Source organism: Nostoc sp., from assembly GCF_036916985.1.
Lineage (GTDB): Bacteria > Cyanobacteriota > Cyanobacteriia > Cyanobacteriales > Nostocaceae > Nostoc.
This window is the reverse complement of sequence record NZ_JBALFD010000076.1, coordinates 64953-90819: the sequence shown is the minus strand read 5'-3', so window position 1 is coordinate 90819 and position 25867 is coordinate 64953. Positions and strand designations below refer to the sequence as shown.

Below are 25867 nucleotides of genomic sequence, written 5' to 3'. Positions count from 1 at the left end.
GCATTATCTTAGCTTTCATTGATGTTTTGCTTCCGCAAGACTAGCCAAACCGAGAGGAGAGCGATCACTACACCAGCGCTAATAAAACAATAAATGTAGCCGAAGTTATCTACAATTCTACCGAATACTGCTGCACCGATTCCTTGTCCGACAAACAGGTTGAAGGCGAACAATGAAACAGCAGTACCTCGTGCTTCGGGGGCTAGCTCAGTGGCTTGGGTTTGGAGGGTGCTGTGCATCATATAAAAGCCCAATCCCATTAAAATACTCAAGGGGATAAAAAGTATCCAGTTCTGGAATAATGCGATCGCTAAGAAGCTGATACACATCAAACCTCCGCCCACGCCCATTAAACCAATTTCACCCAGTCGCCTGACTAACCATTTGACTGAGCGACTGTAAATTAGTCCACCTAATCCAAAACTACTGAGCATAAACCCGATCGTTACATAACTTAGAGTATAGCGATCGCGCAGAAATGCCCCAACGTAAGCAAATGCTCCAAATAAGCAAAAGCCTTCCACAAACACCCCCACAATCACAGTCTGGGCGATCGGTTGGGTCAATAGTTGGTAATAAGGTCTAAATGTTATCCTACCCTGACCTTGGGAACGTTGGCTATCAGCCAGATGGCGCGTCTCACGCCATAGAAGTCCAGCAATGACAAGGGAGACGATCCCAAATAGGAGAAAGATATCACGCCAGCCGATATATTCTCCAAAGATGCCGCCCAAACTACCACCAAGAATTTGACCTAGTACTAAGGCACTTAAATACTTGCCGATCGCAGCTTGACGTTCTTCATAAGGAAAATTGTCACCAATATAAGCTAGGGTGACGGGGATTACCCCAGCAGCAGCCATCCCTGTGAGAAACCGCAGCAAGGTAAGTAAGACGATATTTGACACAAAAGCACAAACAGCCGTACCTACAGCAAATGCCGCCAATGCGACTGTAATTACCTGAAGTTTGCCGATGCGATCGCCTAGTGGCCCATAAACTAATTGAAATAGCCCGTAGGGAATCGTATATGCCGAGATAATCACCGCAGCAACGCCAACACCGACTTTAAAATCGTCAGCAATGATGTGCAACAGGGGGTCAATTACCCGTGCATCGGCAATCACCATAAAGGCAGCAGCGCCCAACAATCCTAATGAGACAGGTGTTTTTCCTGCTATATCCTTTGCTGATCTGTCCACTTTCTATAAAAACTTTGTTTTAGGGATTCATTGTATGTCATTTGTGGTTGAAGACAAAATAAGATACAGCGATCGTTGTGACACAGCACACATACGGTTTTTATCCTTTTGATAATCATGTTCTATTTTCCAACCATAGAACTGTTATAGTACCTATTCCATAAGCGATGATATCTTTCCAATCAAATACACTTCCTAAGGCAACAGCCAAAATCTTATATTTTTGCAATCCTAAAGTATTTACAAAATTAAAATATTGAAGAATTTCTATAGTACAAGAAAATGTAAAAACTGATAAAGCAACGATGGATGAGTGTATATTTGAAAAGGTTCTGACAAAGCAATAAATTAGGATAACTACTAAAACATCACCAATAAAAGGACGGATAAAACTCTCATTTACAAAAACCGCAATACATACCTCTATCAAAAATAGTATAGCTGTGAAGTAGAAATATTTTTTATTGAAGATCAACATAGCAATCAATAGCTCTCAAAAAATACCTATTTGACTATAGCAATCCGATAGCGAAGCGGTAGCGAGTCAGACGCTCCTGCGTCGCTAACGCTGCGCTATCGAGATTGTGATCGTTAGAGAATGAGAATAACAAAAAAATAACGCCTACCTATAATTAGGGGGGCGCTATTTTTTAATTTAATTCACAGTTAAAAATAGTTAAATGAATTTGCTAAATCTTTGTTGCTGATTGTCCGCAATTTTATTTTTATACAGCACTGCGGTTGGTTAACAAGTTCCACAAGAAAACTGCGACAATTGCACCGAGAACTGCTACTGCGACACCTGGAATGCTAAAAGTAGGTGCTGCTAGAGCTAAGGTTCCCGTACTGAAGAATATCCCTAAACTACCACCAACAAAAGCACCAATGATTCCTAACAATATGGTTCCGAGAATTCCGCCGCCTTGATGACCAGGGTAGATAGCCTTTGCGATCGCACCAGCAATTAGACCTAAAACAATCCAAGCAAGAATATTCATTGTTATTAGTTGGGTAAACGTTTTTGACTTACAAACATATATTAACTATTTTCATTTTTTGCTCAATCTATCATCAGAATTAATTATGAATATCCATAAGGAATAGTTTAATTGCTATTGAGCTTTTTGATACATAACCCCATTGAGGTAGTCAATTAAAAAAAGCTCCTAGTAGGTCTTTAACTAGGGGCTTATCAAACTATTGCTTGGTAATTGCAGTATATGCATTTTTAATTAGCTCTCTCCTCTACTAGAAGAATTAAGCTGAGTTTTTAGAGACTGTCTCTAAAGTAATGTAAAGGAAGTGGGATAGGCGATCGAGACGAGGGGCAAGTTCATGTCTCGCTCTTAATTTTGATTGCTTATGCCATTATTACTACCAATGACTCGATAGCTGGCAAATGGCAACAGTCTGCGGTAAGACCAATGCATACTTAGAAAAATCAGACTTACCAAGGTTAGCAGTATGACGCCCAGAATCGTTGTATATGCCTTAGTGTGCCACCAAAATCTATTTGCACTTAGTTGCACAAGCTTCCACAGACTGGCTATATCAATGCTTTCGGTATCGTGAATGGTGATTGGTAAGGATGCTGCTGTGCTTTCTTGTGCAATTGTCATTTTAATTACTCCTTTAGACCCAAACGCTGAGATATTTAACTTTAAATACGGCAAGCCGATAGATTTACTGTTCTTTGTATCTAATATCTCATAGCTTGATGCAAGAAGCAAGTTTTAAGGGGATTGGGAATGGGGCATTGGGCATTGGGCATTAGTATTGAAAATTAGGTATTTACTAAAGTTACAACTATTCTCTAGTCCTTAATCCCCAATCCCTAATCCCCAATCCCCAATCCCCAATCCCTAATCCCCAATCCCCAGTCCCCAATCAAAATGCCTAATCAAATTTGGTTATCACAGTTGCAAAAACACCGAGCGATCGCAGTCATCCGCGCCCCTAAAATCGAAGTGGGAGAGCAAATGGCAATGGCTGTAGCATCTGGGGGAATGCAGCTAATTGAAATTACCTGGAATAGCGATCGCGCTGGGGAATTAATCAGTCAACTACGTTCGGAATTACCAACCTGTATCATTGGCACTGGTACACTATTCAATGTGCAGCAGCTACAAGATGCGATCGCATCTGGGGCGCAATTCCTTTTCACACCCCACGTTGATCCAGCAATGATTCAAGCAGCACAAGAAAAAAATGTGCCTATTATACCAGGAGCGTTAACACCTACAGAAATTTTTACCGCCTGGAGTCAGGGGGCTAGTTGTGTAAAAGTGTTTCCCGTGCAAGCAGTAGGAGGTGCTGACTATATCAAAAGTTTGCAAGGGCCACTAGGTCAGATTCCCTTAATTCCAACTGGCGGCGTGACTCTCGAAAATGCCAAAGAATTTTTGCAAGCTGGAGCGATCGCTGTTGGTTTGAGCGGTGAATTATTTCCCAAAAAGCTTGTCACAGAAGGAAATTGGCAAGCGATCGTAACTCAGGCAAAAAACCTCATGCAACAGTTAGGTTAACTTAGAATCAAATCATCAAAAATTCACGTCTATTAAAGTGATAGATATGGAAATAAACGTGAAACCTGATAAGTTTCTCAAGACCCCATAATTTGAGTGTGAGTGTATCTAAAATGAAAAGACTAATTTATCCTGACTGGGTGCGTCGCTTACAAATACTCCTAACTGGTACAGCACTGTCTTTAAGTGTTTTTACTACTACTGGGACGAGTGAAGTTTGGGCGAATACCAAAGATCAAGTGATTGCACAAACAATCCAGACATTACAACAATCAGATAAGCGCTGGATTCAAATTGATCTTTCAAAGCAACGATTAATAGCTTGGGAAGGTGACAGAGTAGTTTATGGAAGTGCTATTTCCTCTGGTAAAAAAGCTACTCCCACTCTTGTTGGCACTTTTAAGATTCAATCTAAGTTCAAAACTACGCGAATGCAGGGAGAAAACTATGATGTTCCCAACGTTCCTTATGCGATGTTTTACGAAGGTAATTATGCTATTCACGGAGCTTATTGGCATAAGAGATTTGGCACTCCAGTAAGCCACGGCTGTGTGAATATCGCACCCAAACATGCAAAATGGCTATTTCAGTGGGCATCAGTAGGGACACCGATAGTCATCCAGAAATAGTAGGTGAAGCAGTTAGAAGGCAATTTAGGTAAAATCATAAATAACAAAAAATCAACACAATTAAGTGATTCCCAGCAAGATTTTATGCTGGGAATCTTCGGAGTCGGAATTACTGAATTTGAAATAAAATACAGAAGAGGGTATTCAACGACTTACCCAAAAAAATAAGTGTAAATCCTGACAATTTCTCTGCGGAATTAAAAATGCAAATATGAATTAGGGAAAACTTTGCATTTAGGAATTTAAATGACAAATAAGAGATGAATTGCGTAAATCCTCCACAGAAAGCGAGTAATCACTCTGGAAATTTGTCATGTTCCAGAAAATTACTTCACTTCATGATTTTTGCGTAGTTTAGAAGATGAGACATAATGCAAACTTGGATTCGCAGTGCTGGGATTCGTTCTTCTGGAACTTTTTTTACAGGCGTGGCGCTGATAGTGGTGACTTTATTTTCTTGGTCATCACCGTTAACAGGTACACCAAACTCGACTACAGCAACAGCCACGTCAGTCGATCAAAACAGCACTAATAATATTAACCGCTGGATTGAAATTGACTTGTCAGAGCAACTTTTACGTGCATGGGAAGGTAATAAACTTGTTCATTCATACCGCATTTCTGGAGGTAAGCGATCGACTCCTACACCCATAGGTAGATTTCGGATTAATTCTAAGTATCGTACTCACCGGATGCGAGGCAGGGACTATAATATTCCTGATGTTCCTTACACAATGTATTTCTACAGAGGGTATGCCATCCACGGCGCTTACTGGCATAAGCGTTTTGGAACTCCAGTCAGCCACGGTTGCGTAAATTTACCTGTTAAGCAAGCTCGCGATCTTTACAACTGGGCTTCAACGGGAACTTTAGTAGTGGTGCGGAAATAATTCGTAATTCGTAATTCGTAATTAAGAATTTCAATTACGAATTATCGTGATGATGAATTGTTCGTTACTACAATAGACATCTCCGGAAAAGATTTAGAGACCACAAATTTGCACGCAGACTAACCCCCCTTCCCCCCTTCCCTACAAGGGAAGTGGGGTTTTAAAGCCTCTCTCCGTTTCGGGGAGAGGTTTGGAGAGGGGTCTTTTTTCTTTTCTGGAGATGTCTAATTTTTACCTGGATGTATGGACAGGTGCGTTTACCAAGTGTAACGCACCCTAAGATTGCTGTTCTGCGTGCGTCATATCTAGCTCAACTGTGCCACGAGTTGATTCTCCAAAAGAGTGTCATTCGTTAACAAGTCTTCAACGGTGATTCGCAAAAAGCGTTGTTCATCAACTTGAAAGAGAATTTTGATGCGATCGCTTCCAGGATATCCGGCTGGTGTGAGTTGGGCAATTGTCCTCGCACCTTCTTGATCGTTGAGGGGTTTGACGCTGGTTTCACTATTGTCCATACGGCGAGTAATTAAGCGATCGCCATCAAAATAAACTTCGGTATTACCTGTATCTGCTCCCAATTCTCCCATAATTAACTCAATGCTGGGCTGATTTTCCACAGAAGCGCCTAAGACTAATTCCACAGGCTGACTCATAGGATATGCCTGTCCAGCTTTAATTAAAGAATGCCATTTGTGACGCTGATTGCGGCGATCCCAGTAGCGGATACCATAACTATGATACAGAAAGTCTTTGATTTGTATCCCTTGAGCTAACTGTAATGCACCTTGAGCGATCGCTTCAAAGGGACGTTCGCAACGGATTTTTTCTGGCTCAAAATACTGTTTGATCCATGTCTGCACTGCTGGCAATTGCACTGTTCCGCCAACTAACAAAACGGCATTAATATCTGCAAGTTCTATCCCTTGGCGTTTTGCTTGCTGCAACAGTGTTGTCATCGACTCATCCAATAACTCAAAAAATCCGTGTTCTTTGAGGATATCTTCAAAAGTATCGCGGTTTAATTCCAGTTCATAGCTTTCAAATGTCTCATCATCAAAATAAACTTCACTCGCTTGGTTTTGGGTTGATAGCTGAATTTTTACCCGTTCTGCCAATCGTGTTGTCAAAGGACTTACCGCCAGTTCTTGAGTTTTGGCAAAGTAATCTACTAACCAGTTATCAATATCAGTACCACCCAGATTTTGCCCAGCTTTCGCCAAGACACGGGCAGTTTTAACTTTTTGTTTTGAATCTTCAGCCAGAGACTTATTACCCCACTTGAGGATAAATCCTAGCGGTTTGGTGGTTGCTTGGACACCTTGATCTAACCGCACAAGGGACAAATCTAACGTACCGCCACCAAAGTCAATCACCAAAAGAATTTCTTGATCTGCCAAGCCATAACCTAAGGCGGCGGCTGTGGGTTCATCCAGCATTCGCACTTGTTCGACGGGGAGAGCTTGACAAACTTTTCCCAACCAGTGACGATAAGCTTCAAAACTGTCTACGGGTACGGTTAACACGAGAGAATCTAACCCACCTTCCAGGGGTGCTAGTTGTTCAATTACTTTGGTGAGAAACCATTGCCCTACTTGTTCAAAGGTGACAATTTGCCCATCTAGTTCGGGTAAGAAACCTTGAATATTTGCACCAATACCGCGTTTGAAGCTGCGGAAAAATCGCGTTTCGCCTTTGAGATCAAGACCGCGATCGCGTACTTGTTGCCCGACTAAAACTTGATTTTGGGCTGCGTCTTCAACATAAACCAAGCTGGGAATCAGTGGCGGATTGAGACTTTGTTTAATTGATAAGCCTGGTAGAGTTAGGGTTTCTGGCTGTTGGGTTACGGGGTTCCAACGAGCAATGACTGTGTTGCTAGTACCAAAATCGATTGCGATCGCCATATTTTATATTTATTCTCTCGCACGAAGAGGCCAAAGCTGCTTTCTTTGTGATTATTCTCCATAACCCACCAAAAATGCAAATGCGCCCAGACCCTTGCTTCTTTGCATCCCAACCCAGATATCGATTCAGTCCGTTGCAGCAAAGTGTTAGCACAGTTAGACAATTGGCTTGTCAGAAAGCATGGAAATCATTGGCTGTAAATGTATAAAAGGAGCAATAAACTCAACAGCAGGCTTTATCATAGTTCCAGTCTTTTTCTTATTGGTATGAGGTGCTTAAAACTCACTTCACACGCAGATGCTGAAATGTCATAAATCGCCCCAATAAAAAGAGATCGCACCTCCGTTGGTGCAAGGTATTCTCTAGACCTGTAATGCTTGTTGGGTAGACGAGTTGGGGGTGGCAACCTCATTTATTCTTGCTGGTAGTGTCCGGTGTACGCGTCTTATTATGGACAGTCTACCGCGCTACGATCCCTATTCTCTCGTTAAAAGACAAGCCACTCAAGATTTATTGCAAATATTTCTCAATTGATAAATACGTCCATCTTGACTCAATGCCAAATAGTCAGTCTGCCATCGCGCTCTTTACGGGTTAATCTGGGGCTTGCGTTTGTTTCACATTTACCGACATTTTTATCAGATGTATGCATTTTGATACGCAAGCGTGATAGAGAACTAGGTTTTGGGAATACTACACCTAGCCCTTCTTTAGGATGGTGTACTTCATCATGAATATCCAGGATATACTCGGCGCATTCAACCCGCTTAACCAACTACTGCCGGAACAAGCAGAAAAAATCAAATCTTTTATTTCTGAAAAGTTTAATTATGAGCCAAAAATTGGCATTCTCGGTAAGACAGGTGTAGGGAAGTCAAGCCTTTGTAATGCTCTTTTTGGGAAAGATGTTGCACCTATCAGTCACACTGAGAGTTGTACACGAGAAGCTGATGAATATTCATTACGTTTAAGTTCAGGAAATATCAAACTAGTTGATTTACCTGGTGTAGGAGAAGGTAGAGAGCGAGATATACAATATAAGGCTTTATATTCTGAACAATTACCAGAATTAGACGTAGTTTTGTGGGTTATAAAAGCTGACGACAGAGCTTTTAGTTCTGATGAAGAGTTTTATTGCAATGTTCTTAAGCCTCACTTGGAACAAGGTAAGCCTTTTATTATTGTCCTTAACCAGGTTGATAAAGTTGACCCCTTAAGGGAATGGGATACGAAAAACTGTATTCCTGGGCATCAACAACAAGAAAATATTGATGCCAAGGTGAAGTTGGTTGCTCAAAACTTTGGTATTAACAGCAAAGCCGTTATTCCTGTATCTAGTGCTGAGAAATATAACTTAATAACACTTGTAGAAATAATTACCTATGCAATTCCCAAAGAGAAAAAGGTAAGCTTTGTGAATGCTGTAAAAGACGAAAATCGCTCAGAGAAATCAAAGGAGGAAGCAAAAAGAGGTTTTTTTGAAGCTTGGGGAGAAGGAATCGGAGAATTTTTGTTTGGAGAGGTAGGTAAAAATGGTGGAAGATTGGCAGGTTCTTTGTACGATGAAACTATTGTTGGTAAGGTAGTCAACTTTATTGCCAAAAAATATTTTCCCTGGTGGTGATGTATCACTGCTCATTTCACCCCATGATCTCTCGTCAATAAAACAACGGAAGTGACCAAAAAGCTGATTATTTCCTTCACCAATCCAGGCGATTAACCCAGACTTATGAATAAGACACATAGCAAACCTACTTGCATAGATTATATTGTTAAACTTCCTGAGCGATCGCTGGAGGAGTTTTGTCGCTGGGTGTATCGCTTCATGGGCAATGCTAAGTTCATCTACCCTCAACATTTAGCTGAACAACACCAGAAATTTGCTCGTGCATTAATAGATCGGTATTCTTCCAAAGCCACATAAATCAGAATGATTGACCGCGTACAGAAACTAATCTAACCCGAAACTCCAGGTTAGTGAATTCATACTCAATCTTCATTCCGTAACTGCCATACTGCACCGAAAGCAGCCCCAGCCCCAGCTAACAATCCAGTACTCATCCCTTGGATAGTTTTTTGGAATGGATCTTGGGTTAGGCACTCACTTGTAACCTTACTGTCTTCCAAGCAGAGACTACTTTCTGCCCAACCAGCAGTACCTCCTAAAATTACACCAGTGATACTACAAGAAACAATTAGCAGTAAAAGGCGTTGTGTTTTTCTAGCCATAGATGGATGTTTAACTCAATTTTGTATTTTAGACTTTAAATTGATCCAATATGTGAATACACTTAATCTAGATAAGGAATTTTAGATTTTTCCATACTTGAGCAACTGCTTAACCGGACTACTTCAGCAAAATTCCAAATCTGAAATTTGGTCAAAGGTTAGAAATAGTAGTTCACTGTCAACTACTTTACACATCTGGGCAGCAAATGTCAGCTGGTTTATGCCGCCTAATTGGATAAACCAAGGTTATTCAGGAGTGCTGAGTACCTCGGCTTAGAGTAACCCTATAGATAAATCTAGGGGATTGAAGTAAGGACGCATTAAATATGCGCTACGCATCTCGAAATAAATATGCATTTTTTTTTCCATACCGCATACTGGGGCTAGCCTTCGGGTTCCGCTTTGCGTTACAGATTTTTTTGCTGAGTGCGATTATTACTTTTTTTACTCAGTACTCATTACTCAGCACTCAGCACTGTTTCGGTGAGATAGTAAGCACTAGTACATAAATATTGCTGCTCTTTGAACTCTAGATGACTAAAGCTTATTTTCACAGGTAGATTCCGACCATCTTGAGTTCGGTGAATAGATTCAAAACTAGAAGACTCTTGGTATTTAAGTTCCTGCCATTGTGAGTGCCAAGTCTGCGCGGGAAAATTTGGATCGATATCGTGAACAGTCATACTCAGCAATTGTTCGCGAGAATAGCCTAAAATACAACAAGCGGCTTCATTTACATAAACAAACTGGGCATTTGAGTTAACAAAAAAAATTGAATCTTTAAACCTGTCTAAATAAAATTGGCTTAACCGCAATGCCGATTCTGCTTTTTTGCGATCGCAAATTTCTTGCTGCAAAAGTATATTTTGCTCAATGAGTTGTTTTTGTAGCCTGCGGATAGTCAAGTTATTTTCTACGCGAGCAAAAACCTCTTCTTCACTAAAGGGTTTGGTAATGTAATCTACCCCACCGACTGCAAAAGCTTTAACTTTGTCAAATACTTCATCCAAAGCACTGATAAAAATCACCGGAATGTCGCGGGTTCTCTCCGAAGCTTTCAAATGTTGACAGACTTCATAGCCATTCATTTCGGGCATCATGATATCAAGTAAAATTAAATCTGGCGGTGCAGCTTGTGCTGTTTTTAAAGCTGTTGAACCATTAATTACTCTCCGAATTTCATACCCCAACTGGGTTAGCATAGCGGATAGTAGTCGCAGGTTGTCGGGTATATCATCAACAACAAGAATATTTGCTTTTGGTAGCCGAACTTGATGGTTATCCATATTTATTTATAACTAATTTATAAAAGTAAATATTAGAAAATTATGGTTAACACAGCGAAACATTTCAGTACATGGCTGAAACCTTGTTTTTTCGTTGCATTCGATCCAAATCAGATTAAAATTAACTCAATAAAAACTTTTTACCGTTGTGTTAAATCAATAACCTTATCAATCCGAAAGTTATTAACCCAATCAGACAAAGTGTTTGCCAAAAGAGCAGATTCTTCAGGAATTTGCTCAAGCAGCCTAAAAATAAGCTTTTCATCGGTACACAGTGCCGCTTGGTGTAGCTGTTTCACCCACTCAGTAGGCATCTGATCCAAAATCTTTTCTAATGAGAAAAGTTTCAGGTCTGAATTGTCTGCAAATTGGTCTTTTTGAATGGGTTCTTGTTCATATACATAACGCACTCCCAAATATTTAGACATCATATTCAAGATTACTTCCTCTCGGAACGGCTTACGCACAAAATCGTTACAGCCTGACGATAAAACCACAAGCCGTTCCTCGTCAAAAGCACTAGCAGTTAGAGCAATAATGACAGTAGCCTGCCCCTTTAAATGCGCTTTAATCTGCTTAGTCGCTTCATATCCATCCATCACAGGCATCCGCATATCCATCCAAATCAGGTGTGGTTCCCAGGTTTCCCAAAGGGTTATTCCTTCTTGACCATTTGCAGCCTGATGTACCTCGAAGCCAAGGGATATTAGCATCTTGACTAGGAGTTGGCGATTTTCCCATTTATCTTCAACTACTAAAATTCGGTATTTTGGTTGATTAGGCTCTAGACCAATTACTCGTCTTTTTAACTGTCGAATCGGAGCTTCACCTACTTCTGCTAGGCTAACCTGAAGATCAAAAGAAAAAATCGTTCCTTGATCCAAAATACTGTTAACAGTAATACTTCCACCCATTAGATGCACAAATTGTTGACTAATGCTTAGACCCAAACCTGTTCCTTGCTGAGATTTCCGACCTGTTTCTGTTTGCACAAAGGGCTTAAATAACTGTTCAATTTCAGCAGATGCAATCCCTAATCCAGTATCTTCGACTTCAAAATTAAGCCAGAAAAATGAGGGATGAGAGATTTTTCTTGTTTCTTCCTCTTCTTGTTGCTGTAGTTTACTTTCTTCTTTTATCCTCACTCGCAAACTAACGCCGCCTTCTTGAGTAAATTTGACAGCATTACCAACGAGATTAATCAATATTTGACGCAATTTACTTTCATCGATATGCACATATTTAGGAACTTCTGGTCTCCGCTCAAATATCAGATGTAAACCTTTAGATTTTGCTTTGAGTTTAAACATCTCTTCAATTGAGTCTAGTAGTGTATACAAGTCAAAGCTATTGTTATTAAGTGTCGTTAAACCAGATTCAATTTTTGACATTGACAACACATTATTAATCAAGGTTAGTAAATGTTCTCCACTGCGATTAATAATTTCTAAATGTTCCAACTGAGAAGAATTGATAAAAGAATCACGAATCATTAACTGAGTAAAACCAAGGATGCTATTAAGAGGAGTACGAAGTTCGTGACTAATGTTTGCAAGAAATTCACTTTTGGCACGGTTGGCAGTTTCAGCTTCTTTGGCTTTTATCTCCAATCTCTGGCTATAATTCTCTAACTGTTCGCCAGAGATTTTTAACTGCCGCATTAGCCAAGACACTCCAATCAGTAGAAATCCCATTGATAAGAATCCCACTAACATAATCGTCCCTGCTAATCGGCGAGCCGGTGCAAAGGCTTCTTCCTGGCTCATTTCTACCATCAAGGCAAGGTCTTGGTCATTAAGCCAGCGATATACCCCAATTACTAGCACTCCGCTATAGTTTGCATAAAGTCCTTGGTCACTAATGCCACTCATTGCTGCATCAATACCTTGGCTTCTAACTCCTTTAGAAAATTCCAGTGTTTTATCTTTATTTTTAGAAATAAAAGCATTTTTGGTTACTAGAGAACCAACCAAATAAGTTTCGCCACTATTACCTAAGCCTGTACGTTCTCGCACAATCTGATCTATGCGGTCTAAATTTAAATCAGCTAAGAGAACACCTTGGCGTACCATCGTGGTATCACGTAGAGGTGTTGCAAAAGTAACTGATGGTTTGCGAGTGATCGATGAAACATAGAAAATGGGTGCAAAAGAATTTCCTGGTTGAATCTGTTCAATATAGGTGATATTAGCTAAAATTTCATATTGACCTTCACGCTGCTTATTAGTAGATAAAATAATCCGATTGCTACGGTCAATAAGAGAAATTTCTCCCAGACTTGGCTTGATTTTAGCCATATTTTTGAGATAATTCGAGAGAACTTTATAAGCATTCTGATGATCTTTGTCGGAGGCTTTAGAATTTAAAAGGATTTGAAAATTATTTTGTACATTTGGAAACTGAGTAACTAGGAGAAAGTCTCGTTGTTGGTCTTCAAACCAACGGCTAATTTCTTCTTCTTTAAGAGTGGCAGCAGCATTAAGTTTTTCAAAAGCAGCTTCCTTCAATGCATCCCTTGCATTGATGAAAGCAAATCCTCCCACTACGCCTACAGTTACTAAAGATAGGAATAAGAAGGAACTGGCAACTTTAGTAGTTAAGTGCTGATTCCAAAATTTCATATATTTCTAACTTTAAAGATATTTATAAGAAGAATTCAGAACTCAGGAGTCAGAATGAATTCTGTACGAATTGATGCAGACAGCTTACTCCTTTAGTTAATATAAATAATTATTGATTACCATTGAGCAAAAATTTGTTTTATCTGCTTAATTGCCTCATTAGTTGCTTGCTCTGGAGAAATTTTATCTACAATTATTCGATTAAGAGCTTTCCCCCAAATATTCTCCTCTAAAACTACACTGTATGCTGGGTTTTGCACATAAGAAAACAGCCGCGTTGAACCTTCTGTTAAAGTCTTAACCGCAGTTGAAACGTGTGGATCGGTTGGATCTTGCCAAAATGGGTCTTGCCAAAGTGTCTTTATGATTGGTAAATTACAGCCTCCAGCAGCTTTCAGATACTTACCTATCACCTGTGATTGCATAAGATATGCAAGAAAATTCAAAGCTTGTTTCTGTTGCTGAGAATCGGCGAACAAAATTGCCTGCCTAAGTGTCACTATATAACGCATTGGCTTGCCGTTGGGCTTGTTGGGAAATTTTAATATACCAAGCTTATGACGATAAGTGTCGGGATCTTGGCGGACAGTACAAGGAATTGAGAGTGTGTTGTTAGGGGTCATTACTACTAGACGATTAAGCAAACTGCGATTATTATCTGGATTTAACCAATTGATTGCATCTGGTGGCACATAACCTTGTTGGTAAAATTTTGCATACCAATCTAATGCCTGGATAATTTTTTGTCTGACCTTTTGTTCATCGAGTAGGAGTTTACCTTTGAAATCGAGAATTTGCACATCGTATGCCTCTAAAATATGCTCAAAAAAGATGTAGGTATCTGAGGCTTCAGTAGAGAAAGTAAAACCTAATCCATAAATATCCTGTTTTTGCAGTTTTGTTCGCAAGTCATACTGCACCTGTTTCCAAAACTCCCAAAAACCATCCCAATCTTTGGGGATATCACTTTCACTACGACCTATTTTCTCTAGTAAGTCTCGCCAATAAAAAATGTTAACCGTTGCCTGGTTAATTGGAACTGCATAGTAACTGCGCTTTTTTACAACATTATTATAATAATTAACAGCTTGTAGGGCATACTTAGGATAAAGATTCTTGATCGGCTCAATTACATCCGTTACATCTGCCAGTTTGCCTTCCCAGGCCAAATGCGGATTCAAGACTCTCTCTGCGCCGTAACTCATCATGATATCGGGTGTATTACCCGCCTGAATGGCCCTACGCGCTTTCTGCGGTAACTCATCGCCGATATAGAAGGAAAGCTTGACTTTATTACCAGTTTGTTTTTCCCAGTTGCTCACCAACTGCTGGATTGCTTCATCTTCATCAAGAGTAAATCCTTTATCCCACCAAATTTTTAAAACTGGGTTGTCAGTAGCGGTATAGGTGGCTGAAGATTGTTTTAATTTAGAGGTGTTAGTGCAGGCAATAATTATCAAACTGAGTGTCAATACGATGAACACATATTTGCAATAATAGTGACATTGTGGCTGATTTTGAAAGCCTTTAGCAATTTGACTAGCTTTTTTTTGAAATGTCATATTTGTAAAAGCTCACTGCCATTGGTCAAAAATTTGCTTAATCCGTGCGATCGCCTCATCAGTTGCTTGCTCTGGATAAATTTGCTCTACAATAATCTGATTGAGAGCTTTACCCCAGACATTATCTTTCAAAACTAGGCTATAGGCTGGGTTTTGCACAAAATAAAATGGGCGTGTTGAAACTTCGATTAATTCGAGATCAAGCCATACCTGGGTTAGGCTACGCATACGCATAACCATATCTTGTATTTAAGCCAAAATCCAAACGCAGACATGATCTGGTATTGAAAAATCAAATGCAAGGTGCTTACAAAAGCACCTTGCAAACCATATCTAGAGAGATAGAAGAAGGTTAATCACGATTAAACGACCACAAAATTGTTTTTGGTTAGTGACAATCCAGCTGATAGTTGTGCAAATTTTATTTGAGCAAATCCACCTGCACTACCATCCTGGTCAAAGAACAATGCACCTGTAATATTGTCATAGATAAATCGTTGATTGCTTGTTGTTGCAGATGTTCCCAGTGTAAATTGACTTGCCTGAAGTGAACCTATTGATAACCCACCACCAAAACCAGTAGCAGATACCTGAATCAATTCATTACTGGCTTTGAAGTCATAAATACGATCCAAACCTTCATGGTAACTATTAAAGACAAAGGTATCAATTCCATCTCCTCCATAGAGAGTGTCATTACCGTTGCCACCTGTGAGGATATCATTGCCAACACCACCATAAAGTGTGTTATTGCCTAATGCGCTATATGCGGAGAGAGTATCATTGCCATCTCCCCCAAAGAGCAGATTATTACCTGTTGAATAATCAACAATTAATTTATCGTTACCAGCGCCACCGTTGAGGGTATTATTGCCTGACGTTCTGCGATAGATTCCTTCGCCGTCGTTGCCGTTGTTGTCGTACTGGTAGCCAGAGGCGGATAGATAATCATTGCCATTATCTCCAGATAGCACATTAGCGCCTGATGAAAAGTCAACATTCAAGTTATCGTCACCATTGCCACCGTTTAGGGTGTTATTGCCAGTGGTGTTATAAAAAGATCCTCCAAAGCCGTAGCCATAGCTAGAACCAGAGAGAGAATCATTGCCATCGCCCCCAAAAAGCAGATTAGCGCCTCGTGAATAGTCAACATTCAAGCGATCGCTACCAGCACCACCGTTGAGGGTGTTATTGCCTGAGGTGTTATCAAACCTGTAGCCCTCGAAATCAGAGGCAAAGAGAGAATCATTGCCATCGCCACCATCTAGTAGGTTATTACCTGTTGAAATGTTAGCACTCAAGTAATCGTCACCAGCGCCACCCTTGAGGGTGTTATTACCACTGGCAAGATTGATGGAGAGATGATCGTTGTTATCGCCACCATCTAGTAAGTTATCACCTGTTGAAAAGAAAGCACTCAAGCTATCGTTACCAGCGCCACCGTAGAGGGTGTTATTACCAGACACCACAGGGTCGTAGTAGCCACCAGAGACGGAGAGAGAATCATTACCATTGCCACCATCCAGTAGGTTATCGCCTGCTGAACCGTCAGCAATCAAGCGATCGTCACCAGCACCACCCTTGAGGGTGTTATTACCAGACACTATATTGCCATCGTAGTCACCTAAAGCAGAGAGAGTATCATTGCCATCGCCACCATCCAGTAGGTTATTGCCTGATGAGGAATCAACATTCAAATAATCGTTACCAATACCACCATTGAGGGTATTGTCCCCCGCATCACCCCGCAACGAGTCATTACCAGCACCACCGTCGAGGAAGTCATTGCCTATATCACCAACAAGTGTATCATTAAGAACACCACCAATCAGGGTATCATTACCAATACCACCATTAAGTAAGTTATTGCCTGTTGAACCGCTGGCATTCAAGTAATCATTACCAGCACCACCGTTGAGGGTGTTCTTCCCTGACGAGCGAGAGTCGTATGTGATGGAGAGGTCACGGAGTTCGTGCGGATCGTTATCGGGAGTGTAGCTGTAGTATCCAGAGATGTCGAGAGTATCATTGCCATCGCCACCATTAAGCAGGTTATTGCCTGATGAACCGCTAGCACTCAATTTATCGTCACCAGCGCCGCCGTTGAGGGTGTTATTGCCTGACGAGCGAGAGTCATCATTAAAGTAAGCATTTCCTTGGTAGTAGCCAGAGATGGAGAGAGTATCATTACCGTCGTCCCCATTGAGCAGGTTATTGCCTGTTGAACCGCTAGCACTCAAGTAATCATTACCAGCGCCCCCATTGAGAGTGTTCTTACCTGAAGAGCGGAGATCGTCGCCATCTGGGTAGCTAAGGTATTGGTGACCAGAGACGGAAAGAGTATCATTGCCATCGCCCCCAATGAGCAGGTTATTGCCTGTTGAACTGTCAGCACTCAAGTTATCGTCACCAGTTCCACCATTGAGAGTATTATTGCCTGCACCACCAATGAGAGTATCATTTCCCGCACCACCTCTCAAAAGATCGTTGCCACTCTTGCCATCGATTTTGTCATTTCCCCCCTGACCATTGATTACATCATCTGAATTGTCTAAACCTACAATGTTATTGTTGAGGTCATTGAAGAAAGTCACCGTATTCTTAGTGCCCAAACTAGTATTAGTGGAGTTAGCATCAAGGACATCAAAGCTGTCGGTGATACTAGTTTGCCCATCAAACAAGATATTGCCAATAGCTGATGTTGTACCAGAAGCTTTCAGATTCTCTAAGTTTTCTAGTTTGAAGTTTTTTAGGATAACTTTGGCACCAGCCACCCCTTCAAAGGTAATTTCTAGATTGCTGCCATTCTGGGTAAGCAGCAGATTTCGGGCATTCAAGCCAGCACCAATGAATTTGAGGGTATCGACTTCAGCGATGATTGCTGCTGTCGGGTTTACTCCTTTACCTATGCCACCAAAATCAGTGATGGTATCAGTACCGTCGCCCAAGTTGTAAACAAATTGATCCCTCCCACCACCACCAGTCAGGATGTCATCACCTTTTTTAGCTGTGATGATATCGTTGCCTGCTTGACCTGTAATTGTGTCTGTGCTGTTGGTTCCATTGATATTTACCATAACTTTATATCTCCTCAACTAAATCAATTTTTTCAGTAATTTTTAAGTTCTCAGCACTGACTCAGTGCTATTTTAAAGCACAAGAATCCGCCGAGAATTGATGCTTTCGGAATACTTTTATGTCACCCTTTAGGGACAATACTTTTTCTCGAAAATCCACTTCGTTGACCAGCTTACAAGCAGCAATTTTCTCAGTATCAAATCCTACTCACTGTACAAATTCATGACCGTATGCATGAACAGAAAAGAAATAGGTAGTTTCAGGTTTTTTATAACCATTCTTGATAGAACAGCGTAGCCCGAACCAAGAATTGCAGAAAAAGCGTCGCCAAATCAAGCTGAAATCCACGAAACTCTACAACACCTTAAAAAGGCACTATTCTTAGAGGTTGTTTGAAAAGTCTAATTTATTACTAGCCCTGGCGATTAGAAATCGCGGCTACACAGGCAAAACCCACCTCCGTGGGTTTAAAACCCTCAATTTTGGGTTAGTCCGCGCAGGCGGACTTAGTTTGTGTAGTAGCGAATTATATTCGCCCAAAACTTTTCAAACATGCTCTTAGTGTCTTGAAAATAGGGAACAATTAACTCTTGACAGGGAAAGCGATTTTATACCTTAGTTGTAAGCTATTGCCCGTGGGTGTGTGACTTAAAAATAGGGAACATCTAAATAACCTGATACTAACTAAATACTGAATATTTATTTAGATGTCTATAGCTAAAGAACTATCTTTGTATACTCTTTACATTATATACCGAGAAATGTATTTGCTAATAGCGTGTTCTTCACATTTTTAGAGTTTATAGTCGAGAATTTGCAGACAGCAGCCACAAATAAATTTGAGAGGAGACTTTCAAGGCAGCAAACTTCGGGAATACTCAAACTTTTCTTTTTCAATGCTGCGATGCCTGGGTTGGGCTACAATTGGATCAAGGGGCTACGCCTACGTATGGTGATGCATTATGCCTCAACAGGAATGACTATATATTACCAAAAATCCGAACGCAGACATGATCTGACTTACCCAAAAAAACTTGCAACCCATCCGCACTATGCCGAAAATGAAGGAAGTAGACTCAATAGACATCTCCAGAAATTAAATATGCGTTACCCAGAACCCTTGTAAAGACGTAGCACTGCTACGTCTTTACATTCTTTTTCGGAGATGTCTATTGAACAATCCAATGGGAGGTATTATTTTAAGTACCCCTCCTATTCCATACCTAGAGTTACGGAACGCTAATTACGATTAAACAACCACAAAATTGTTTTCGGTTAGTGACAATCCAGCAGATAACTGTGCAAATTTTACTTGGGCAAAGCCAGACGCACTGCCATCTTGGTCAAAGAACAGTCCACCTGTAGTGTTGTTATAGATAAATCGTTGATTGCTTGTTGTTGCAGATGTTCCGATGATAAACTGACTAGCTAAGACTGAACCTGGTGATAAACCGCCACCAAAACTGGCAGCCGATACCTGAATCAGTTCATTACTGGCGTTGAAGTCATAAAGACTATCTACACCTCCATTGTAATTATTGAAAACAAAAGTATCAGTACCAGTTCCTCCATAGAGGCTATCATTTCCGTTGCCACCTATGAGTATATCGTTGCCATCGCCTCCATATAGGAGATTAGCACCTGTTGAACCGCTAGCATTCAAGCGATCGCTACCTGCACCACCTTCTAGGGTATTTTTGCCAGACGAACGAGAGTCGTAGAAGGAACCGTATAAGTTGTAGTAGCTGCCAGAAATGTCAAGAGAATCATTGCCATCGCCCCCAGAGAGTAGGTTATCACCTTTTGAACCGCCAGCACTCATGGTATCGTTACCTGCACCACCTTCTAGGGTATTTTTGCCTGTTGAACGAGAGTCGGTGGTGGAGTAGGAATTACCAGAGATGTCAAGAAAATCATTGCCATTACCTCCAGAGAGCAGGTTATCACCTGTTGAACCGCCAGCATTCAAGCGATCGTCGCCTGCACCTCCATTGAGGGTATTATTGCCTAAAGAGCGAAAGTCGCGGTTGTCACCAGGATATGAGTCGTAGTTGCCAGAGATGTCAAGAGAGTCATTGCCATCGCCCCCAGAGAGCAGGTTATCACCTTTTGAACCGCCAGCACTCAAGGTATCGTTACCTGCACCTCCGTTGAGAGTGTTATTGCCTGATGAGCGAAAGTCAAAGTTCTGGTCGTAACTATTTCTGTAGCCGCCAGAGATATCAAGAAAATCATCGCCATCGCCCCCAGAAAGCAGATTATCGCCTTTTGAACCGCTAGCACTTAAGGTGTCGTTACCTACACCTCCTTCTAGGGTGTTATTGCCTAATGAGCGAGAGTCAGAAGAGTAGCCGTAACTATTGCTGTAGCCACCAGAGATATCAAGAGAATCATTACCATCGCCCCCAAAGAGCAGGTTATCGCCTGTTGAACTACCAGTATTCAAACTATCGTTACCAGATCCTCCATTGAGGGTATTATTGCCTGTTGAGCCGCTAGCATTCAAGTTATCGTCACCAGTGCCACCATCAAGGGTATTATTTCCCACACCACCATCAAGGGTATCATTTCCCTCACCACCATCAAGGGTATCATTTCCCGCACCACCTCTGAGTATGTCATTACCACTTTTGCCGTCGATGATGTCGTCGCCCCCTTGACCATTGATAACATCATTGGAGTTGTCAAAACCCGTAATATTGTTGTCGAGGTCATTGAGGAAGGTAACAGTGTTCCTCTTGAATAGGCTAGTTTGAGTGGAATTAGCATCAAACACATCAAAACTGTCGGTGATGCTGGTTTGTCCATCAAACAGGATATTGCCAATAGCTGGCCGTGAAGAATTTGCTGAGAGATTATCCAGGTTTTCTAATTTGAAATTTTGGAGAATGACTTTGGTATCACCAGGGACACCTTCAAAAGTAATTTCTAAGTTATTACCATTTTGAGTTAATTGCAGATTTTGAGCAGTGAAGCGACTACCTATAAATTGCAAAGTGTCTAAGGAAGCAATCACGGTTGCTGAGGGATTTGAGCCTTTACCCACACCAACGAAATCAGTGATAATATCAGTACTGCCAAAGTTGTTGTTGCTGAAGTTGTAAACAAATTTATCATTGCCGACACCACCCGTTAGGCTGTCGTTACCATCTCCACCTGTCAGTATATCATTCCCGCCACCGCCAATAATTGTATCATTGCCGTTGTCCCCAGAGAGCGTATCGTTACCACTGTTTCCCACAATGAAGTCATTGTAGATTGTACCTGAGATATCTAATCGTTCAATATTCTTGTAGCTAACCCGATTTGTGCGCGCCGTAATTTCTCCATTGTTTGTAGTGGTATTAAATGTGGTTCTAATTCCCCCAACAGTATTGCTGTAACTGTAATCGGCGAACAATATATCATCACCCTCACCCCCGTCGATTGTATCATTGCCACTAGTGCCTCCAGAGAGCGTGTCGTCCCCACTGTTCCCCACAATTAAGTCATCGGCATCTGTACCTGAGATATTTAATCTTTCGATGTTCTTGTAGCTAATCCGATTTGTGCCTACCGTAATTTCTCCATTGTTTGTAGTGGGATTAAATGTGGTTCTAATTGCCCCAGCCGCATTATCGACGGACAATATATCATCACCCTCACCCCCATCGATCGTATCATTGCCACCATAGCCCGTAGAGAGTGTATCGTTGCCATTGCTCCCCACAATATTGTCGTCGTAGGCTGTACCTGAGATATTTAATCCTTCGATATCCTTGTAGCTAACCCGATAAGTACCTGCTGTAACTTCTCCAATGTTAGTAGTAGCATTGAATATCGTTACAATCCTTTCTGTAGCATTGCTGTAATCGACAGATAACAAATCGTCACCCATGCCCCCATCTACCGTTTGAGTCACTAAATCAGTGGAAGTAGTCTCTGGGTACGTGGAGTTTAGATAGAAGGAATCATTGCCATCCCCCCCAGAGAAAAAGTTATTGCCTATTGAATACTCAGCACGCAATGTATCGTCACCAGCGCCACCATTGAGGGTATTATCGCCTGAGGAGGTTAAAAAATCGCCGAAGGGAGTGATATAGCCAGAGATGTCAAGAGAATCATTGCCATCTCCCCCAGAGAGTAAGTTATTGCCTATTGAATACTCAGCACGCAATGTATCGTTACCAGCGCCACCATCGAGGGTATTATTGCCCGATGAGCTAAAATTAGGCTCCGATCTATAAGTATAAATGCCGGAGGTGGAGAGATAATCATTGCCATCTCCCCCAGAGAGTAAGTTATTGCCTGATGGAGAGTTAGCATTCAAGGTATCGTCACCAGCGCCACCGTTGAGGGTGTTATTACTTGATGAGGGGTAATAGATGTATTCGCTGACGCTGCTATAAACGTTAGAGGCGTTAAGATAATCATTGCCATCGCCCCCAGAGAGTAAGTTATTGCCGGATGTTGCCCCAGCATCCAAAACATCGTCACCAACGCCACCATTGAGGGTATTATTGCCTGTTGAAAATTCAACATTCAAGTAATCGTTACCCGCACCACCAACGAGAGAGTCATTACCTGTGGGAAAGTCATTCCCCGTACCACCAACAAGAGTATCATTCCCTTCACCACCAAGAAGGGAATCATTGCCTGCACCACCTCTCAAAAGGTCGTTGCCACTCTTGCCGTCAATGATGTCATCGCCTGCCTGACCATTAATGACATCATCTGAATCGTTAAATCCGCTAACATTATTGTTTAGGTCGTTAAGAAAAGTGACTGTGTTCTTTTTAAAGACGGTGTTCTGGGTGGAGTTGGCATTGAAGACATCAAAGCTGTCGGTAATACTAGTTTGCCCATTAAACAGAATATTACCCAAGTCTACAGTGGCTCCTGTAGATTTGCTGAGGTTATCCAAATTTTCCAGGGCAAAGTTTTGCAGGATGACTTTGGGGCCAAAAAATCTCGTTTCATAAGCATCCCCTTCAAAGCTGATTTCCAGATTGTTACCATTCTGAGTCAGCAGTAGATTTTGGGCACTTAAGCCATCGCCTACAAATGTTAGGGTATCCACTTCGGCAATGACTTCTGTTGTCGGGTTTGTCCCTTTACCTACGCCACCAAAATCCGTGATAATGTCAGTATTATTATTTGAGCCGTAGTAGCCAGCGTAAATAAATTTATCCTTACCGCCTCCACCAGTCAAAGTGTCGTTGCCACCGTTACTAGATATGACATCATTGCCTAATTTACCGTTAATCGTATCCGCGTCAGTGCTACCCTGTAGGGTATCATTACCGTTGGTTCCAATGATATTTGCCATAACTTTTACCTACCTGAATCGATTTTTTCAGTAACTTCAGTTTTCAACAAGCTGCTTGTGCTGCTTTCGAGCAAAAATAACTCACCAAAATTTGACGTGTTCGGCATACTTTCTATGTCAACCCGACCAGCAAATTTCTCAAAAATTCACCTTATCAAAAGGCTTGTATCTATTACTTACCTAACTATCTTCAAACTATCTAAGTCTTAAGCACTGTACAAATTTATGAGTGTGTGCATTCACGATAATCGTTGATCTCAGGATTTTTTAAGCATCACTTGTTAAGTAGACATTACTGAAAAATTATCGAAAAACTTAGCTTGAATGCTCAGAAACTCACCATTCGCGTTTGATTTTATTTGCCAGCGCCTAAGTCCTACTAGAAGAGAAAATAGTCAATAGTTTATTCTTAATCGGGAAAGAGATTTTTATATCCTCCTTATGGGCTATTCTCTGTGGGGTCTAGCTGGAAAATAGAGAACATCTTAATAGCCTCAAAATAACTACATAGTCAACATCTTACTTAGATGTCTATACTGAAATAACTGTCTTTGCATACTCTTCACATTATTTGCCGATAAATGTATACATAAATACTAGGCTTTATCTATTCTTTATATTTTTCTATAGCAATCCTAAATCATTTGTAAACAATGAGATGCCCGATTTATTAGAGAAGTTTTGAAGGCTGCGATCGCTGGGTAGGGTTACATCTAAACTATGATTAAGAGCGATCGCAATGCTTCGATCTGAGCAAGAATCGCTCAAGATTGCAAAGTTACCAATGCAGACATGATCCGACTAAGCCAAGAACACTTGCAAATCATCCGCACCCATGCCGACAGCACTTACCCAGATGAGTGCTGTGGTATAATTTTAGGCTATCTGGCTAATGAGGGCAAAACTGTGGTAGAAGTCATACCAACAGAAAATGCTTGGAATACAGAAGCGGCATCTGAGTTTCCAGGGGAACGGACAACAGAAAGTAAAAGACGGCAATATGCGATCGCACCCGAAGTTATGCTAAAAACACAAAAGCAAGCACGCGATCGATCACTGAACATTATCGGCATTTTTCATTCTCACCCAGATCATCCTGCTATCCCTTCAGAATGCGATCGCCTATACGCTTGGCAGGGATACTCGTATATAATAGTATCCGTCCGAAACGGTCAAGCTGGAGAACTTAAAAGCTGGAGCCTTGACGATCATCATCAGTTTCAAGCAGAGGAAATTAAAAATATAATTTAACGGCTTAGTTTAAAGACAATCACTTGTAGCAGTTTTCGCCGCTACCATTGATAAAAATTCGTCTTCCATACTCCCTATCTCTATATAAGATACAGTTTTTCGATAGGATTAATATTCCGCTCTCCCACATCATAACTGCTATGCTAAATCCCAATCTGGACGAAATCCAGTTGACCAAAGACGATTACGAACGCTACTCCCGCCACATAATTTTACCGGAAGTAGGACTAGAAGGACAGAAACGCCTAAAAGCTGCCAGTGTACTGTGTATCGGTACAGGTGGACTCGGTTCACCACTACTTTTATATTTGGCGGCGGCGGGTGTTGGACGCATCGGGATTGTCGATTTTGATGTTGTCGATACTTCTAATCTGCAACGCCAAGTAATTCACGGTACATCCTGGGTGGGTAAACCTAAGATTGAATCGGCAAAAAACCGCATTCACGAGATTAACCCCTATTGTCAAGTTGATTTATACGAGACTCGTCTGACTTCCGAAAATGCCCTGGAGCTTATTCAACCTTACGATATCGTAGTGGATGGTACTGATAACTTCCCCACCAGATATCTAGTTAACGACGCTTGCGTATTGCTGAATAAGCCCAACGTCTATGGTTCAATTTTACGATTTGAAGGGCAAGCTACTGTATTTAACTACGAAGGTGGGCCAAATTATCGCGACCTTTTCCCAGAACCACCACCACCAGGAATGGTTCCCTCTTGTGCAGAAGGCGGCGTATTGGGAATTTTGCCCGGAATTATTGGTTTAATTCAGGCAACGGAAACTGTTAAAATCATTCTGGCACAAGGTAACACTCTCAGTGGACGATTGCTGCTATACAACGCCTTAGATATGAAATTCCGGGAGTTGAAACTGCGTCCTAACCCGATTCGCCCAGTGATTGAAAAGCTGATAGACTACGAAGAATTCTGCGGGATTCCACAAGCTAAAGCAGAGGAGGCAAAACAGCAGTTGGAAAGTCAAGAAATAACCGTCAAGGATTTGAAGGAATTGCTGGATAGCGGCGCGAAAGATTTTGTACTGCTGGATGTCCGCAACCCCAATGAGTACGACATTGCCAAAATTCCGGGTTCAGTGTTAGTGCCTTTACCAGACATTGAAAATGGGAATGGCGTTGCGAAAGTGAAGGAAATATTGAATGGTCATCGCTTAATTGCTCATTGTAAGATGGGCGGGCGATCGGCAAAAGCCCTCGCAATACTTAAGGAAGCTGGGATTGCTGGGACGAATGTCAAAGGCGGAATTACCGCTTGGAGTCGAGAAGTCGATCCTTCTGTTCCAGAGTATTAAAAACGCAAAGGAACGCAGAGGAAAGCGCAGAGGTACGCAAAGTTTTTCTCTGCGTACCTCTGCGTTTA

Annotated in this window: 20 protein-coding genes and 1 pseudogene; 8 read left to right on the top strand and 13 right to left on the bottom strand. The window is 41.3% G+C overall.

What is annotated here, in order from left to right:
• Positions 1-8 precede the first annotated feature (8 nt).
• The 4 genes from V7L07_RS24875 to V7L07_RS24860 all read right to left on the bottom strand — a co-directional run bounded on the left by V7L07_RS24875 (position 9) and on the right by V7L07_RS24860 (position 2821).
• The gene (locus tag V7L07_RS24875; protein WP_335061493.1) at positions 9-1202 is read right to left on the bottom strand and encodes an MFS transporter; all 1194 of its coding nucleotides are present in this window, start codon (positions 1200-1202) and stop codon (positions 9-11) included.
• A gap of 115 nt (positions 1203-1317) precedes the next feature.
• The gene (locus tag V7L07_RS24870) at positions 1318-1680 is read right to left on the bottom strand and encodes a ribosomal maturation YjgA family protein (RefSeq protein WP_335061492.1); all 363 of its coding nucleotides are present in this window, start codon (positions 1678-1680) and stop codon (positions 1318-1320) included.
• Positions 1681-1927: 247 nt separating this feature from the next.
• Positions 1928-2200: a GlsB/YeaQ/YmgE family stress response membrane protein gene (locus V7L07_RS24865; RefSeq protein WP_179068783.1), complete on the bottom strand. Its 273-nt coding sequence runs from the start codon at positions 2198-2200 to the stop codon at positions 1928-1930.
• A 348-nt stretch (positions 2201-2548) separates the two neighbouring features.
• Positions 2549-2821 carry a hypothetical protein gene (locus V7L07_RS24860; RefSeq protein ID WP_335061491.1) on the bottom strand — a complete coding sequence of 91 codons (273 nt, stop codon included), beginning with the start codon at positions 2819-2821 and terminating at the stop codon, positions 2549-2551.
• A 273-nt stretch (positions 2822-3094) separates the two neighbouring features.
• Between V7L07_RS24860 and V7L07_RS24855 the strand changes: the two genes are divergently transcribed.
• The 3 genes from V7L07_RS24855 (at position 3095) to V7L07_RS24845 (ending at position 5246) form a co-directional block, all read left to right on the top strand.
• On the top strand, positions 3095-3727 hold the full coding sequence (locus V7L07_RS24855; RefSeq protein ID WP_335061490.1) for a bifunctional 4-hydroxy-2-oxoglutarate aldolase/2-dehydro-3-deoxy-phosphogluconate aldolase: 633 nt from the start codon (positions 3095-3097) through the stop codon (positions 3725-3727).
• Positions 3728-3840: 113 nt separating this feature from the next.
• Positions 3841-4356: a L,D-transpeptidase gene (locus V7L07_RS24850; RefSeq protein ID WP_335061488.1), complete on the top strand. Its 516-nt coding sequence runs from the start codon at positions 3841-3843 to the stop codon at positions 4354-4356.
• A gap of 371 nt (positions 4357-4727) precedes the next feature.
• The gene (locus V7L07_RS24845) at positions 4728-5246 is read left to right on the top strand and encodes a L,D-transpeptidase (RefSeq protein WP_335061487.1); all 519 of its coding nucleotides are present in this window, start codon (positions 4728-4730) and stop codon (positions 5244-5246) included.
• 305 nt (positions 5247-5551) lie between these two features.
• Here the strand turns inward: V7L07_RS24845 and V7L07_RS24840 are convergent, their stop codons facing one another.
• Positions 5552-7150 (bottom strand): Hsp70 family protein, encoded by a 1599-nt coding sequence (locus V7L07_RS24840; protein ID WP_335061486.1) that lies wholly within the window; start codon positions 7148-7150, stop codon positions 5552-5554.
• Positions 7151-7881: 731 nt separating this feature from the next.
• Between V7L07_RS24840 and V7L07_RS24835 the strand changes: the two genes are divergently transcribed.
• Together V7L07_RS24835 and V7L07_RS24830 are read left to right on the top strand one after the other, a co-directional pair.
• On the top strand, positions 7882-8775 hold the full coding sequence (locus V7L07_RS24835; RefSeq protein WP_335061485.1) for a GTPase family protein: 894 nt from the start codon (positions 7882-7884) through the stop codon (positions 8773-8775).
• A 105-nt stretch (positions 8776-8880) separates the two neighbouring features.
• Positions 8881-9075 (top strand): hypothetical protein, encoded by a 195-nt coding sequence (locus V7L07_RS24830; protein ID WP_335061484.1) that lies wholly within the window; start codon positions 8881-8883, stop codon positions 9073-9075.
• Positions 9076-9140: 65 nt separating this feature from the next.
• Here V7L07_RS24830 and V7L07_RS24825 read toward each other — a convergent pair whose 3' ends face one another.
• From V7L07_RS24825 to V7L07_RS24800, 6 genes and pseudogenes are all read right to left on the bottom strand, one after another.
• Positions 9141-9380, bottom strand: coding sequence for a hypothetical protein (locus tag V7L07_RS24825; RefSeq protein WP_104909601.1), 240 nt, complete (start codon positions 9378-9380; stop codon positions 9141-9143).
• A gap of 458 nt (positions 9381-9838) precedes the next feature.
• Positions 9839-10666, bottom strand: coding sequence for a response regulator (locus V7L07_RS24820; protein ID WP_335061483.1), 828 nt, complete (start codon positions 10664-10666; stop codon positions 9839-9841).
• A 140-nt stretch (positions 10667-10806) separates the two neighbouring features.
• Positions 10807-13287: a hybrid sensor histidine kinase/response regulator gene (locus V7L07_RS24815; RefSeq protein ID WP_335061482.1), complete on the bottom strand. Its 2481-nt coding sequence runs from the start codon at positions 13285-13287 to the stop codon at positions 10807-10809.
• A 116-nt stretch (positions 13288-13403) separates the two neighbouring features.
• The gene (locus V7L07_RS24810) at positions 13404-14849 is read right to left on the bottom strand and encodes a sugar ABC transporter substrate-binding protein (RefSeq protein WP_335061481.1); all 1446 of its coding nucleotides are present in this window, start codon (positions 14847-14849) and stop codon (positions 13404-13406) included.
• Between the two features lie 12 nt (positions 14850-14861).
• Entirely contained in the window at positions 14862-15083 is a 222-nt protein-coding gene (locus tag V7L07_RS24805; protein ID WP_335061480.1) for a hypothetical protein, read from the bottom strand.
• A gap of 128 nt (positions 15084-15211) precedes the next feature.
• Positions 15212-17926 (bottom strand): annotated as a pseudogene (locus tag V7L07_RS24800) (beta strand repeat-containing protein); the annotation flags it as partial.
• Positions 17927-18705: 779 nt separating this feature from the next.
• Here V7L07_RS24800 and V7L07_RS24795 point away from each other — a divergent pair.
• Entirely contained in the window at positions 18706-19053 is a 348-nt protein-coding gene (locus V7L07_RS24795) for a hypothetical protein (protein WP_335061478.1), read from the top strand.
• Between the two features lie 123 nt (positions 19054-19176).
• On the opposite strand, the gene V7L07_RS24790 is transcribed toward V7L07_RS24795, so the two are convergent.
• Both V7L07_RS24790 and V7L07_RS24785 read right to left on the bottom strand, forming a co-directional pair.
• Entirely contained in the window at positions 19177-23235 is a 4059-nt protein-coding gene (locus V7L07_RS24790) for a beta strand repeat-containing protein (RefSeq protein ID WP_335061477.1), read from the bottom strand.
• 624 nt (positions 23236-23859) lie between these two features.
• The gene (locus V7L07_RS24785) at positions 23860-24003 is read right to left on the bottom strand and encodes a hypothetical protein (RefSeq protein ID WP_335061476.1); all 144 of its coding nucleotides are present in this window, start codon (positions 24001-24003) and stop codon (positions 23860-23862) included.
• A gap of 24 nt (positions 24004-24027) precedes the next feature.
• Between V7L07_RS24785 and V7L07_RS24780 the strand changes: the two genes are divergently transcribed.
• Together V7L07_RS24780 and moeB are read left to right on the top strand one after the other, a co-directional pair.
• The gene (locus V7L07_RS24780) at positions 24028-24486 is read left to right on the top strand and encodes a M67 family metallopeptidase (protein ID WP_335061475.1); all 459 of its coding nucleotides are present in this window, start codon (positions 24028-24030) and stop codon (positions 24484-24486) included.
• A gap of 140 nt (positions 24487-24626) precedes the next feature.
• Entirely contained in the window at positions 24627-25799 is a 1173-nt protein-coding gene (gene moeB / locus V7L07_RS24775) for a molybdopterin-synthase adenylyltransferase MoeB (RefSeq protein WP_335061474.1), read from the top strand.
• Positions 25800-25867 lie beyond the last annotated feature (68 nt).

What these genes read in the sequence shown, in the direction of transcription:
- V7L07_RS24850 (WP_335061488.1), top strand. Translation starts at nt 3,841, where the DNA reads ATGAAAAGACTAATTTATCCTGACTGGGTGCGTCGCTTACAAATACTC.
- V7L07_RS24870 (WP_335061492.1), bottom strand. Translation starts at nt 1,680, where the DNA reads ATGTTGATCTTCAATAAAAAATATTTCTACTTCACAGCTATACTATTT.
- moeB (WP_335061474.1), top strand. Translation starts at nt 24,627, where the DNA reads ATGCTAAATCCCAATCTGGACGAAATCCAGTTGACCAAAGACGATTAC.
- V7L07_RS24815 (WP_335061482.1), bottom strand. Translation starts at nt 13,287, where the DNA reads ATGAAATTTTGGAATCAGCACTTAACTACTAAAGTTGCCAGTTCCTTC.
- V7L07_RS24865 (WP_179068783.1), bottom strand. Translation starts at nt 2,200, where the DNA reads ATGAATATTCTTGCTTGGATTGTTTTAGGTCTAATTGCTGGTGCGATC.
- V7L07_RS24855 (WP_335061490.1), top strand. Translation starts at nt 3,095, where the DNA reads ATGCCTAATCAAATTTGGTTATCACAGTTGCAAAAACACCGAGCGATC.
- V7L07_RS24860 (WP_335061491.1), bottom strand. Translation starts at nt 2,821, where the DNA reads ATGACAATTGCACAAGAAAGCACAGCAGCATCCTTACCAATCACCATT.
- V7L07_RS24825 (WP_104909601.1), bottom strand. Translation starts at nt 9,380, where the DNA reads ATGGCTAGAAAAACACAACGCCTTTTACTGCTAATTGTTTCTTGTAGT.
- V7L07_RS24820 (WP_335061483.1), bottom strand. Translation starts at nt 10,666, where the DNA reads ATGGATAACCATCAAGTTCGGCTACCAAAAGCAAATATTCTTGTTGTT.
- V7L07_RS24845 (WP_335061487.1), top strand. Translation starts at nt 4,728, where the DNA reads ATGCAAACTTGGATTCGCAGTGCTGGGATTCGTTCTTCTGGAACTTTT.
- V7L07_RS24840 (WP_335061486.1), bottom strand. Translation starts at nt 7,150, where the DNA reads ATGGCGATCGCAATCGATTTTGGTACTAGCAACACAGTCATTGCTCGT.
- V7L07_RS24805 (WP_335061480.1), bottom strand. Translation starts at nt 15,083, where the DNA reads ATGCGTATGCGTAGCCTAACCCAGGTATGGCTTGATCTCGAATTAATC.
- V7L07_RS24780 (WP_335061475.1), top strand. Translation starts at nt 24,028, where the DNA reads ATGATCCGACTAAGCCAAGAACACTTGCAAATCATCCGCACCCATGCC.
- V7L07_RS24790 (WP_335061477.1), bottom strand. Translation starts at nt 23,235, where the DNA reads ATGGCAAATATCATTGGAACCAACGGTAATGATACCCTACAGGGTAGC.
- V7L07_RS24835 (WP_335061485.1), top strand. Translation starts at nt 7,882, where the DNA reads ATGAATATCCAGGATATACTCGGCGCATTCAACCCGCTTAACCAACTA.
- V7L07_RS24810 (WP_335061481.1), bottom strand. Translation starts at nt 14,849, where the DNA reads ATGACATTTCAAAAAAAAGCTAGTCAAATTGCTAAAGGCTTTCAAAAT.
- V7L07_RS24830 (WP_335061484.1), top strand. Translation starts at nt 8,881, where the DNA reads ATGAATAAGACACATAGCAAACCTACTTGCATAGATTATATTGTTAAA.